Genomic DNA, 12,358 nt, shown 5'->3' with positions numbered 1-12,358 from the left:
TCTTATTTTTTAATTAATTTCTTAACTGCCATACCCTCATTTGTATGTAAATGCAGCAAGTAAGTTCCGCTTGTTAATGTTTCAATATTTAGTTGTATCTCTGCTTCGTTATTAAAGTTTTGGGTGTTGATTAATTTACCTGCTAAATCATAAATTTCAACTTGTTTAACAACAATGTTCTCACTATTGGTAATGTTTACAATGTTTGTTGCAGGGTTGGGATACAGATTGAATTTTCTAGAAATATAACTATTTGTATTTAAAAAATTTGGCAGTGTTGAAATGGCTGATAGTTTTAAATTGTCAATCTTAACCAGGGAGTTTGAATAAGTAAAATTATGAAGTGAAAGCCCCATCGTAATAGTATCTATTGTTGATTCTGGTAACGTTTTATTTAACATGCTTTGCGTTAATAAAAACTTTAGAGCCGGTATATGATAATAAGTTTGGAATGTATTATAATCATGAAATACTTCAACCTTTACCCAAGTATAATTGTATGGAACATTAAATCCATTAAGTAAACCGCTACCTCCCAGTACTAAAATTTTATTTATTATTTTGCTGTAAGTTTGACTCAAGTATTTGCCCGACATATCAAATGTGCTTACTCCAAACAAAAAATCTGCAGATTGAAGATCATTTTTTTTAATATATAACTCGTATTCCATCTTAAAAATATTATTAGAGGGTAGTCGACTATTCCAAAGAGAAGATATATCTTTTAGAGATATTTTTACAGAGATAAAACTAGGCTGACTATTAGACCATCCAAAGCCTATAACTTTGCCTCGTCCAGCTTCGTTTATAATTTCTGCTTTTATATTATTTGTTTGCGATGTTACATACCAACCTCCTTGTCCAGGTGCAGCACCCGTAAGGTCAGTACTTAAATTACCTAGTTGAAAATTGTCAAAATCTTCATCGTACAATACCTGTGCATTTACACTGTTAAAAAGCAAAAGTGCTATAATGGCTAAAAAAGTAGTTTTTTTCATAATTTCTTTGATTAATCATTAAAGATAGTGAATTTTTTTAATTAAATAACAGTCTTTTAAATTGTAATCTGGAAATAATGATGTGTAACTATTAAAATTATGTAGAAAGTTACCTCCTTTTTTTAATATTTCTAACCAAAGCATCAACCACACCTAAAATAACTACTTCGTCATCTTCATTGATTATTACAGAATTAGTGTATTCTGGGTTTAATGCGACTAATTTAGAATTTATTTTATCGTAGCGTTTTAAGGTGTATTCCGATGAATTGATTGATACCACTACATCATCGCCGTGCTGAGGTTCGTAATCTGATCGTAAAATTAAAATGTCATTTTCCAGATAATCAGGATACATCGATAAGCCTTTTACGCGGTTTACAAAAGTTGATTCAATTTTAGAAAGATACAGCTCGTCTAAACTTATACGGTCGTTCAAAAAATCTTCTGCAGGTGATGGAAATCCGGCATTCACACCTTCACGTAATTGCACATAATATTTTTTGCCATTGGTATTAATGGGTAAATATTCTAATTCGCTGCCAAATTTTATAAACTGTATCATTGTACTTCTAAAATATCATTCCATTTGGTGGTGTAATTCGGACTTAAATGATCCTGACGCATTTGCCAAGTTTTGTCTAATGCCTGCGACCCCAATTTTAATTTCTGTGTTCCGTATTTGGAATTCAGTTTATCCATGGTATCCATTATTTCGCGGTGTTTAAAAGGTTCTTCTTCGAACAAATTAAACTGCTTTTCGTTTTCCGGAGCAATTCCACCCACAATTACGCCGGCTTTTTTGTAATGGAAACCCGCTTTAAAAATGATATCCAATCCTTTTTTGGCATACTTGGCGATTTCAATATCAGAATTGGTCGGGTAGGGAATACTCACATTGATTGACCTTGAATATTGTTCCTGTTGCTCGTTAAACCTATTGGTATAAACAAAAATAGTTACCAACTGGCAGGTTGCCTTTTGTTTGCGCAGTTTGGCAGCACAGGTTACGGCAAAAGTGGTAATTGCGTTCTGTAAGATATTCCTTATCGGTATAAGTGGTATCAAAAGATCGGGTGGTGGCAATATGTTTTTTCGATTGCAATTCTTCCATTTCTAAAACCGAAATTCCTTCTAATTCTTTTTTCAATCGAAGTCCTACTACCGAAAACTGCCTTCTTACATATTCATCGGGAAGTTCTGTAAACTGAATGGCTTTGTGAACACCTTTGCTTTTTAGTTTTTTAGACATGCGTCTGCCAATTCCCCAAACATCTTCAATATTCAACCATTGCAGTGCTTTTAGCCGTTTTTCATCGGTATCGATCAAATGAACACCTTCTAACTGCGGGAATTTCTTTGCGATATGATTGGCCGCTTTTGCCAACGCCTTGGTTGGAGCGATGCCGATACAGGTAGGAAGAAGTGTTTTTTGTAGAATTTCCCCACGTAATTTTCTACAACATTCATCAAGTGCATGATTGGAAAAATTATTGAAATGCAGAAAACATTCATCAATAGAATATACTTCAACTTCGGGCGTGTAATTTTGAAGGATACGATATACTCTGTTGCTCATATCTCCATATAGTGCATAATTTGATGAAAACACGTGAATACCTAATTCCTTAAACTTGCTTTTGTATTCAAACGCAGCCGCAGCCATAGGAATACCGAGTTTTTTAGCTTCGTTAGATCGCGAAATAACACAGCCGTCGTTATTACTTAAAACAACAATGGGCTGGTGGCGTAAGTTGGGCTTAAAAATTCGTTCGCAACTTACATAAAAATTATTACAATCAACTAAAGCATACATTTTACAAAATTATCAATTTATAAAACGCAATAAAGTTAAAAATGTGTCGTTTTAATTTAAAAAAAAAAGAGGTTGCGGTAAAAACCAGCAACCTCTTTTATTAACCAAAAAAAACACTTATGAAGTCACAAATGTAGAAACTCTTTGCTTTAAAAAACTTAATGTAGATTAATAAATTTGGTTTTGGTGTAATTTTTTTGATAATTAATCTCTATCAATAAAACTCATTAATTGGCATAAATTTTGCTAGATATATTGCCGAGAATGAACCGTAATCTTTATAATATATAGAGATTTTCTTGTTAATAAATTAGGTGTTGACTTAAAAAATGAGTGCGGTTATCGTAATTCAGGCGGGTGTAAAAACCCGCTTTTATTTTTAAATAGGCTTTTATTGGTATTTATGTTGTACCTTCACAAAAATAACAATACCATGAAGTTAGATTATATGTTGCAGGTTACAAAAGTAAATAATGGTTCAGATACCATTTTACGATTGAAAGAGGTAGGTATTAATTGTGAAGTTTTTTTTAATAAATTACAGCAGATAAAGTTCAATTTAGATACCAATATATTTATTGAATTTATCAACAAAGCGGGTGTGGATAATTTCTTCGATAGTAATGGGGTTCTTAAAAAAGGATCCGAATTAAATGAATTTAGAGTTAAAGTTGATTATTACTACCTTGCAGAATCAACACAAACCAAGTTAGATGGTTGTATTCTTTTCTAGTAAATCAAGTACTTTTCTTAAAAAACCAATTTATCAAAACTTTTTCGTATCTTTGTAACGAATTATTTAACAGGCTTTTGTATTTGCCTCTTCTGAAACAGTCTAAAACATCCATTTTTTCTCTCTCAGTTTTGCTTTTTTCAGTTGCCACATTTTAATTTTAAGAACATTTAGTTGGCAGATCAGCATTTAATCATCTTGATTTTTATCGATTGATATCAAAAAATATTCTGTTTTTAGAAAGATCTAAACAAATAATATTAATTGACTGAACTAAATTACCTCATTATTATAATGGATTGTAAATAAAGCAAAAAAGAATTAGTAACAGCTTTAAAGTAGCGTTTTAACAACGGATGATTTGTTGTTGAATGTATCTTGAAAAGCATCTTGATACTTAATATTAAGAGATTAAAGATGCCGGTATTCCGGTAAAAAACATGAATTTTAAAGATTTAAATATTATACCGCCTATCATGAAGGCTGTAGAACAAGCCGGTTACACTAAGGCTACCGATATTCAATACCAAACAATTCCTCATATTTTAAACGGCAACGACGTTATTGGTTGTGCGCAAACAGGAACGGGTAAAACAGCGTCATTTGCTATACCTGTATTGCAATTGTTAAATCAAAATCAGGCGGAAAAAAAGGGTATCCGTACCTTAATATTAACACCCACAAGAGAACTGGCAATACAGATCAGCGAAAATTTTGAAACCTACGGAACGTTTCTTCAACTAAAGCATTTGGCAATTTTTGGTGGAGTACCGCAAGGAAAACAAGTAGCTGCTTTAAATAAAGGGGCTGATATTTTAATTGCAACTCCGGGTAGACTTTTAGATTTGATTGCGCAAGGTTGTATTAAATTATCGCAGATTGAAATATTGGTGCTTGATGAAGCCGACCGTATGTTGGATATGGGATTTGTGAACGATGTAAAAAAGATTCTTACAAAAGTTCCGGCAAAAAGACAAACCCTGTTCTTTTCGGCAACAATGCCCCAAGAAATCCGCAAGTTTGCCCAATCAATCTTAAACAAACCAAAAGAAATAAACGTAACACCGGTTTCATCAACCGCACAAACCGTAAAACAGTCGGTTTATTTTGTTGAAAAGGCAGAGAAACTAAATTTGCTGATAAACATTTTAGACGATCAAACCATAAATCGTTCACTGATTTTTGCACGAACAAAACACGGAGCAGATAAATTGGCTAAAAAGCTGATAAAATCGGGTATTCATGCAGCGGCAATACATGGAAATAAATCGCAAAATGCCCGACAAAAAGCATTGGAAGATTTTAAAAGTTCTAAAATCCGCGTGTTAATTGCTACGGATATTGCTGCAAGAGGCATTGATATTGACGAATTACCACACGTAATTAATTACGAATTGCCCAATGTGCCCGAAACTTATGTGCACAGAATTGGTAGAACCGGGCGCGCAGGTTACGAAGGTGTTGCAATTTCGTTCTGCGATACAGACGAGAAAAAAGATTTAAAAAACATTCAGAAACTTATAGGCTTTACAATGCCTGTAGCTTCGCAAAATATCTAATTAAAAAATAAATTATGGCAGATTCTTTTTCAAAAAAAGAAAATAACAAGAAAAAAAGTAAAAAATTACAAGACAAACAGTTAAGACGCGAAGAGCGTAAAGACAACAACAATAAAGGAAAAACGCTTGATGATATGATTGTTTATGTGGATGTGAACGGACATTTTACCGAAGTTCCACCGCATTTACAAAACAGAGAAGCCGATTTAGCAAAAGCTAAAAAGGCACAAGAAGATACAACGATTGATCCGGATGCAGATTTTACCGGAATTGTAACCTATTTAAGCGATAAGGGTTACGGTTTTATTACCGAAGAAAAAACGGGCGAAAACATATTTTTCCATGTTGGACAAACTACTCAAACAGTAGAAAAACACAACAAGGTAACGTATAAAAAAGAAATGACTCCGAAAGGATACAGAGCCATTGATATAAGAAAATAACAATTAATTTAAATAAAAAAGATGCACGAAGGCACAGTAAAATTTTTCAATGAAACCAAAGGTTTTGGTTTTATTTCACAAACAAACGGTAACGAAGACGTTTTTGTACACAATTCAGGTTTGTTAGACAATGTACGTGAGAACGACGCAGTAGTATTCGATATTGAACGCGGACAAAAAGGATTAATGGCAGTAAATGTTAAAAGAAAATAACAGCTGTTTTATTAAAATTTAACGGGGTGTGTAAGCAATTACATACCCCGTTTTTTATTGATTTATTTTAAGATCAACCTAAAATTTATACACAAACGCATTAATATTCATACCTGCACCAACCGATGCAAACAAAACAACATCGTCTTTATTAATTTGGTGGTTAGGTAATTCGTTGTTTAAAATCATGGTGAGTAGTGAAGGAATAGTAGCCACGCTGCTGTTTCCCAATTTATGAATAACCATGGGCATGATGTTTTTAGGAACAGTTTGGTTGTAAAGCTGATAAAATCGAGTAACGATTGCCTCATCCATTTTTTCGTTTGCCTGATGAATAATGATCTTTTTTAATTGATCGATAGAATATCCGCTATCATCGAAGCATTTTTTCATGGCATTTGGAACATTCAAAAGTGCAAACTCATAAATCTTTCTGCCGTTCATTTTAATAAACTTAATATCGGGGCAGCTTTGGTTGTTGTACGATTTTCCAAAATACAGATAATCTTTCTCTTTCATTGTGAATGATGCTGAAAGATGCGATTTTATACCCGAACCGTCTGTACTTATTTCCAGAATCGCCGCACCCGAACCATCGGCATAAATCATACTGTCGCGGTCGTGAATATCAACAACACGTGAAAGCGTTTCGGCGCCAATAACCAAGCAACGTTTCGCAATACCCGATTTAATAAAAGCATTTGCCTGAATCATGGCTTCAATCCATCCCGGACAACCAAATAGCATATCGTACGCAACGCAAAAGTTGTTTTTTATTTGTAGAAGATGTTTTACGCGCGATGCCAAGCTTGGAACCATATCAGACTGAACCGTTCCGTAGCGAACATCGCCAAAATTATGTGCGAATATAATATAGTCTAAAGTTTCAGGATCGATACCCGCATTTTCAATGGCTGCCTGTGCTGCGATAAATCCTAAATCAGATGTAACCTGATTATTCTGCGCATAGCGCCGTTCTTCAATACCGGTAATCTCTTTTAATTTATCGGCAATAGTTGCGTTGTCTTGTAGTAATGTTTTTCCACTTTCATCTAAAAATTGATGTTCGTCAAAAAATAAATTAGTAATGGTTTGTGTAGGAATATAGTTTCCAACTCCAATTATTTTGCTTGTCATTTAACATATCACTTTCTGCAATAAACTTTTTATGTAAAGAAAAAGTAAAGTGATTAGTAAATATAACTATAAAAAAGCAGATTTTAGTATGTAACAGCAAATTATAATCACAGATCATAAAAGCATTTTCTTTAAAAAAATAAAATATAAACGTAAATTTACCTTTGTAATAAAATAAGCATGTATCCGTATCACAATAAAATAAAGCAGCGAATTAAAAATGGCGAACTAACAAGTTTTGAATTTGTAGAGAAATACAAAAACATTAGTCCGTGCTTGCTGCTGTATTTTAGTACCGAACCTTTTGTAAAACCTGTTAGAGAACATCGTTTTGAAGAATACCGTTTGCTTTTGAATATCAATGAAAATCAGCAGTAATGCGCGGTTTCAAATTAAAGTAACGTTTCTTTTTATACATCTCTTAACAATTCATTCATATAGACAAGGTTTTACTTAATATTTCAATAAACTTGAGTTAACCTTTAAATTTTGTTCGATAAGTAGTTTTGTGCAAATAATTTTTTGAAGCCAAAACTATAAAAATGAAAAATTTTTACATTTTAGCCGCATCTTTAGTAAGTGCATTGACATTTGCTCAAAATGGGGTAATTGCCGGAAAAGTTACAGATGGAGACAACAAGTTTTCTTTACCCGGAGCTACAATTAAAATCGAAAATTCTAATCGCTACACCGTATCAGACCAAAACGGAGGTTACGAATTTTTAAGCCTTCCAGAAGGTACTTACACCGTATATGTAGAATATATTGGTTATGTAACTGCAGCGCAAGAAGTAGTAGTTACATCAAATGCAACAACAACCGCAAACTTTCAGCTTTTTACAGGATCCGAAGAATTAGAAGAGCTTGTAATTATAGGAGATTTTCTTCGTGGGCAGGCAAAGGCGTTAAACCAACAGCGTAACAATGCCAATATTACCAATATTATATCAAGTGATCAGGTTGGGCGTTTTCCAGATGCCAATGTGGGTGACGCGTTAAAACGTGTGCCTGGAATCACGATGCAGAACGATCAGGGTGAAGCGCGTAACATCATTGTACGTGGATTATCGCCAGAATTAAACTCGGTAACGTTGAATGGCGACCGTATTCCGTCTGCCGAAGGAGATAACAGAAATGTTCAAATGGATTTAATTCCGTCTGATATGATTTCATCTATCGAAGTAAATAAAACCTTAACTCCGGATATGGATGCCGATGCTATTGGTGGTTCGGTAAACCTTATTACCCGTGCCGTACCAAACCGTGAGCGTATTTCTGCGACATTATCTGGTGGTTATGCGCCAATTCGCGATAAAGGTTTATACAACGCAGCGTTTATTTACGGTAATCGTTTTGCAGATAATAAGTTAGGAATTATCGCTTCGGGAACGTGGCAGTCGCAAAACTTCGGTTCTGATAACGTAGAGGCTGTTTGGGATAAAGACGATAACGGCAATGCGTATTTAACCGAAATGGATATTCGTAAGTACGATGTGCAGCGTGTTCGTAGAAGTGCATCGTTAAGTGCAGATTACGTTTTTAACGAGAATAATAGAATCGATTTCACTGCAATGTACAACTGGCGCGATGATCGCGAAAACCGTTACAGAGCGCGTTACCGTGATTTGGAATTACAAGACGATGGTACGTATATTGGAGAAATTCGTAGAGAAACAAAAGGTGGTATTGATAACGATAGAAACAAAAATACGCGTTTAGAAGATCAGCGTGTAATGAATGTTTCGTTGCGTGGAGAACATTTATTGTCGCCAAAATTAGATATGGACTGGGCAGTTTCTTACTCAAAAGCAAGTGAAGATCGTCCAAATGAAAGATACATCGACTTCCGTCAGCAAGATGTGGTAATGGGACAAAATATCGGCGATGGAAACCAACCGTTGGTTTATGCTGTTGGTGGCGAAGATCCTAATAATTTCGAATTAAGAAAAATCACAGAAAACCACGATTATACACAGGAAGAAGAAATCGGAGCGAAATTAAACTTCCGTGTACCAATGTCAATTATTCAAGATCAGAAAGGACGTTTACGTTTTGGGGCGCGTTTACGTTTGAAAGATAAAAAACGTGACAATATTTTCTACGAATACGAACCATTAACTCCGTTTGGAAGCTTGGCTGAAACGCCAAATGTAAATTGGAGTGGTAGCGGATACAATCCGGGATCGCAATACGCACCGGGATATTTCCCTGACCGTGCTTTATTAGGATCGTTAGATCTAACAAATCCTAATTTGTTTGAATCATCTTTACAACCTTCGGAATTCCTTTCATCAAACTACACAGCGAAAGAGCGCATCACTGCAGGATATTTACGTTGGGATCAAGATTTTAACGAGAAAACATCGTTAATTGCTGGTGTTCGTTTAGAGCATACCGCTATTGAATACACCGGAAATTATATTATGGACGAGGAAGATTTGGTAGGCGAGATCAAAAACGAAAACGATTACCTAAACGTACTTCCAAGTGTTACGTTGAAGCATAAGGTAAACGATAATTTTATTTTACGTGCTGCGGTAACCACAAGCATTGCACGTCCTAATTACTACAATTTGGCACCTTACGTTAATGTAATTCCTGCCGATACAGAAATTGCCGCGGGTAACCCGAACTTAAAGGCAACCTATGCAACCAACTTCGATGTAATGGCAGAAAATTACTTTGAAAACATTGGTATTGTGTCTGCGGGTGCGTTCTACAAAAATTTAGATAACTTCATCTATACGTATAACAACACTATTTTTACATCAAGCGATTTTGCTGCACAGTTTCCTAATGTATCAAACCCGATTCCTGCAGGCGAAAACTGGGATTTTACACAGGCAAGAAACGGAGATAAAGTTAGTGTTTACGGTTTCGAAGTTGCTTTTCAACGTCAGTTAGATTTCTTACCGGGGAAATTCTTTAAAAACTTTGGTTTATATGCCAACTATACCTTCACAAAATCTGAGGCGAAAGGAATTACAAACGAAGACGGAACCGCGCGTACAGGTTTAGGTTTACCACGCACCGCACCGCACATGGTTAACGGATCATTGGCTTGGGAAAACAACAAATTCTCTGCACGTATATCGGCTAACTTTACATCGGCTTATTTAGATGAAATTGGTGGAAACGAATTTGAAGACAGTTATTACGATAAGCAATTCTTTTTAGATTTTAATGCTTCGTACAAGTTTACTCCAAACTGGCGCGTGTTCCTTGAGGCAAACAACTTAACCAACCAACCGTTGCGTTACTATCAAGGGCAAAGCAACCGCATGAAACAAATGGAATATTATCAATCTCGATTTACATTGGGAGTTAAATATGATTTTTAATGAAGAATAGACATCCATTCTACATATTATTTTTATTAGTCATTAGTTTTTATTCGTATGGTCAGGAGCGTCCTGATCATACGCTTAATAAAACAGTTCATCAACATGCAGATATTCAGGCTGCAAAAAACGGAATTGCGTTTTTGGCTATCGGCGATTTTGGTCGTCACGGCGCTTTCACACAGAAAGAAGTTGCTCGAGATATGGGAACAATTGCCGAAATTTTAGATATGAATTTTACCATTTCTGTCGGCGATAATTTTTATCCTACGGGAGTTCAAAGCACACAGGATTATCAGTGGTTTTCATCGTTCGAAAACATTTATACGCACCATTTACTGCACGAACCTTGGTTTGTTGCTTTGGGAAATCATGATTATGAAGGAAGTGTTCAGGCACAGATCGATTACAGTAAGATTTCAAGAAGATGGGAAATGCCCGATCGTTATTTTGAACGATTAATAGAAATTGATAAAGGCAAATTTTTACAATTGTTGGTTATTGATACTAATCCGTTTGTTACAAAATACAAAGCAAATCCTGAAAAATATTTAGGAATAAACGATCAGGACACGAACCAACAATTAAAGTGGATCCAAACCAAATTAGCAAATAACGATCCTAAAATTGTTTGGAAAATCGTCGTAGGGCATCATCCGCTTTATTCGGGTGGAAAACGCAAAAACGAGCAGGAAACCAAAGATACCGAGTTGATTTTTGAACCAATTTTAGAAAAGTATAAGGTTGACGCTTACATTTGCGGACACGAGCACGATTTGCAGATCATAAAAAAAAGCAACAAAAAAGTAATGCAATTTTTATCTGGTGCAGGCAGTGAATTGCGCGAAACCGGAAAAATTGAAGGATCTCTTTTTGCAGAAGCCGTTCCAGGTTTTATGGCATTTACTTTAACCAATAACATTTTGAAAGCTTATGTAATTCAATCAAACGAAAAAGACTTCAAAGTAATTTATCAAACCGAAATTAAAAAATGAAAAAAGTACTATATCTTTTAGCGGTAACCGCTTTAGTAACCTCTTGTAATTCTTCAAAATTGGCTCCGGTAGCCAAAAATGCAATAAAACCAACGGTTGTTACACAGGCAACTCCGCATGATACCGACGATCCGGCTATTTGGATAAACAAAGCAAATCCGTCACAATCATTAATCATCGGAACCGATAAAGAAAAAGAAACCGGTGGTTTGTATGCGTTCGATTTACAAGGAAAAATTGTAAATAAAGTATATCCAATGGATCGCCCAAATAACGTGGATATCGCATACGGATTAACGTTAAACGGAAAAAAGGTTGATATCGCAGTAGTTACCGAACGTAAGAAAGATCAAATCCGCATATTTTCGTTACCAGATTTAAAACCTATTGATAATGGTGGAATTGCAGTTTTTGCAGATTCTGAACATAAAGATCCAATGGGAATTTCGCTTTACACCAATCCTTCTAACGGAAAAATATATGCGATTGTCGGCAGAAAAGAAGGCGTTTCCGGGGAATATTTGTATCAATATGAATTAACGGATAACAAAGGAACAGTTACGGCTAATTTGGTGCGTAAATTCGGAAACTATTCGGGCAAAAAGGAAATTGAAGCCATTATGGTTGATAATGAGTTGGGATATATTTATTATGCCGATGAAACCCAAGGAATAAGAAAATATTATGCCGATCCTGCAAAAGGAAATGAAGAATTAGCGTTTTTCGGACAGAAAGATTTTAAGCGCGATCATGAAGGCATCGCTCTATATAAAACCAGCGACAAGCTAGGATATATTTTAGTATCAGACCAGCAGGCGAATAACTTTGTAGTTTATAAACGAGAAGGCGAAAATGGCAATGCAAACGATCATAAAATGATTGCTAAAATTCCGTTTTCTACCATTGAATGCGATGGGGCAGATGCTGTTAATTTTAATTTCGGCGGATCGTTCACTAACGGAATGTTAGTTGCAATGAGCAACGGTATGGTTTTTCACTATTACGATTGGAACATCATTCAACAAGAAATAGACAAACAAGCTAAATAGTTTTTAGTTTTGTTTAAAATTTAAAAAGGCTGTCTTTAGTTAGACAGCCTTTGAGTAGTTTAATAAGAAAAAAA

General features: G+C 35.1%; 13 protein-coding genes. 8 read left to right on the top strand and 5 right to left on the bottom strand.

The genetic code is table 11. The features are described 5' to 3' along the window. Nucleotides 1-2: 2 nt before the first annotated feature. The 4 genes from BM253_RS10120 to BM253_RS10110 all read right to left on the bottom strand — a co-directional run bounded on the left by BM253_RS10120 (nucleotide 3) and on the right by BM253_RS10110 (nucleotide 2,814). Nucleotides 3-998, bottom strand: coding sequence for a T9SS type A sorting domain-containing protein (locus tag BM253_RS10120; protein ID WP_091523301.1), 996 nt, complete (start codon nucleotides 996-998; stop codon nucleotides 3-5). Nucleotides 999-1,107: 109 nt separating this feature from the next. Next, entirely contained in the window at nucleotides 1,108-1,563 is a 456-nt protein-coding gene (locus BM253_RS10115; protein WP_091523298.1) for a LexA family protein, read from the bottom strand. Next, entirely contained in the window at nucleotides 1,560-1,991 is a 432-nt protein-coding gene (locus BM253_RS17615) for a DUF4113 domain-containing protein (protein WP_317040951.1), read from the bottom strand. Before BM253_RS17615 ends, BM253_RS10115 begins: the two co-directional genes overlap by 4 nt. Continuing rightward, nucleotides 1,936-2,814, bottom strand: coding sequence for a Y-family DNA polymerase (locus tag BM253_RS10110; protein ID WP_317040949.1), 879 nt, complete (start codon nucleotides 2,812-2,814; stop codon nucleotides 1,936-1,938). Before BM253_RS10110 ends, BM253_RS17615 begins: the two co-directional genes overlap by 56 nt. 433 nt (nucleotides 2,815-3,247) lie before the next feature. Here BM253_RS10110 and BM253_RS10105 point away from each other — a divergent pair, with 433 nt between their 5' ends. The 4 genes from BM253_RS10105 (at nucleotide 3,248) to BM253_RS10090 (ending at nucleotide 5,762) form a co-directional block, all read left to right on the top strand. Continuing rightward, nucleotides 3,248-3,547 (top strand): hypothetical protein, encoded by a 300-nt coding sequence (locus BM253_RS10105; protein WP_143095616.1) that lies wholly within the window; start codon nucleotides 3,248-3,250, stop codon nucleotides 3,545-3,547. Between the two features lie 440 nt (nucleotides 3,548-3,987). Next, entirely contained in the window at nucleotides 3,988-5,106 is a 1,119-nt protein-coding gene (locus BM253_RS10100) for a DEAD/DEAH box helicase (protein ID WP_091523291.1), read from the top strand. 14 nt (nucleotides 5,107-5,120) lie between these two features. Next, a complete protein-coding gene (locus BM253_RS10095) occupies nucleotides 5,121-5,549 on the top strand; it encodes a cold shock domain-containing protein (RefSeq protein ID WP_091523289.1) in 429 nt (142 codons plus the stop codon). 21 nt (nucleotides 5,550-5,570) lie between these two features. Then, entirely contained in the window at nucleotides 5,571-5,762 is a 192-nt protein-coding gene (locus tag BM253_RS10090; protein WP_091523286.1) for a cold-shock protein, read from the top strand. Between the two features lie 78 nt (nucleotides 5,763-5,840). Here the strand turns inward: BM253_RS10090 and BM253_RS10085 are convergent, their stop codons facing one another. Next, nucleotides 5,841-6,899: a 3-oxoacyl-ACP synthase III family protein gene (locus tag BM253_RS10085; protein WP_091523282.1), complete on the bottom strand. Its 1,059-nt coding sequence runs from the start codon at nucleotides 6,897-6,899 to the stop codon at nucleotides 5,841-5,843. 180 nt (nucleotides 6,900-7,079) lie between these two features. Here BM253_RS10085 and BM253_RS10080 point away from each other — a divergent pair, with 180 nt between their 5' ends. From BM253_RS10080 to BM253_RS10065, 4 genes are all read left to right on the top strand, one after another. Continuing rightward, nucleotides 7,080-7,277, top strand: a complete 198-nt coding sequence (locus BM253_RS10080) for a hypothetical protein (RefSeq protein WP_091523279.1) — start codon at nucleotides 7,080-7,082, stop codon at nucleotides 7,275-7,277. Between the two features lie 164 nt (nucleotides 7,278-7,441). After that, nucleotides 7,442-10,240: a TonB-dependent receptor gene (locus tag BM253_RS10075; RefSeq protein ID WP_091523276.1), complete on the top strand. Its 2,799-nt coding sequence runs from the start codon at nucleotides 7,442-7,444 to the stop codon at nucleotides 10,238-10,240. Beyond that, on the top strand, nucleotides 10,240-11,235 hold the full coding sequence (locus BM253_RS10070; protein ID WP_091523271.1) for a metallophosphoesterase: 996 nt from the start codon (nucleotides 10,240-10,242) through the stop codon (nucleotides 11,233-11,235). The genes BM253_RS10075 and BM253_RS10070 overlap by 1 nt, the downstream gene beginning before the upstream one ends. Then, nucleotides 11,232-12,284, top strand: coding sequence for a phytase (locus tag BM253_RS10065; protein WP_091523268.1), 1,053 nt, complete (start codon nucleotides 11,232-11,234; stop codon nucleotides 12,282-12,284). The genes BM253_RS10070 and BM253_RS10065 overlap by 4 nt, the downstream gene beginning before the upstream one ends. The last annotated feature ends 74 nt before the right edge of the window (nucleotides 12,285-12,358 follow it).

The organism is Paenimyroides ummariense (assembly GCF_900115115.1).
In the GTDB taxonomy this organism is placed as follows: domain Bacteria; phylum Bacteroidota; class Bacteroidia; order Flavobacteriales; family Flavobacteriaceae; genus Flavobacterium; species Flavobacterium ummariense.
The sequence above is the reverse complement of the archived record's forward strand: the minus strand, read 5'-3'. Positions and strand labels throughout refer to the sequence as shown.

Coding starts and splice junctions, on each gene's coding strand:
- BM253_RS10105 (WP_143095616.1), top strand. CDS start 3,248: ATGAAGTTAGATTATATGTTGCAGGTTACAAAAGTAAATAATGGTTCA.
- BM253_RS10100 (WP_091523291.1), top strand. CDS start 3,988: ATGAATTTTAAAGATTTAAATATTATACCGCCTATCATGAAGGCTGTA.
- BM253_RS10085 (WP_091523282.1), bottom strand. CDS start 6,899: ATGACAAGCAAAATAATTGGAGTTGGAAACTATATTCCTACACAAACC.
- BM253_RS10070 (WP_091523271.1), top strand. CDS start 10,240: ATGAAGAATAGACATCCATTCTACATATTATTTTTATTAGTCATTAGT.
- BM253_RS10075 (WP_091523276.1), top strand. CDS start 7,442: ATGAAAAATTTTTACATTTTAGCCGCATCTTTAGTAAGTGCATTGACA.
- BM253_RS10110 (WP_317040949.1), bottom strand. CDS start 2,814: ATGTATGCTTTAGTTGATTGTAATAATTTTTATGTAAGTTGCGAACGA.
- BM253_RS10065 (WP_091523268.1), top strand. CDS start 11,232: ATGAAAAAAGTACTATATCTTTTAGCGGTAACCGCTTTAGTAACCTCT.
- BM253_RS10080 (WP_091523279.1), top strand. CDS start 7,080: ATGTATCCGTATCACAATAAAATAAAGCAGCGAATTAAAAATGGCGAA.
- BM253_RS10090 (WP_091523286.1), top strand. CDS start 5,571: ATGCACGAAGGCACAGTAAAATTTTTCAATGAAACCAAAGGTTTTGGT.
- BM253_RS10115 (WP_091523298.1), bottom strand. CDS start 1,563: ATGATACAGTTTATAAAATTTGGCAGCGAATTAGAATATTTACCCATT.
- BM253_RS10120 (WP_091523301.1), bottom strand. CDS start 998: ATGAAAAAAACTACTTTTTTAGCCATTATAGCACTTTTGCTTTTTAAC.
- BM253_RS10095 (WP_091523289.1), top strand. CDS start 5,121: ATGGCAGATTCTTTTTCAAAAAAAGAAAATAACAAGAAAAAAAGTAAA.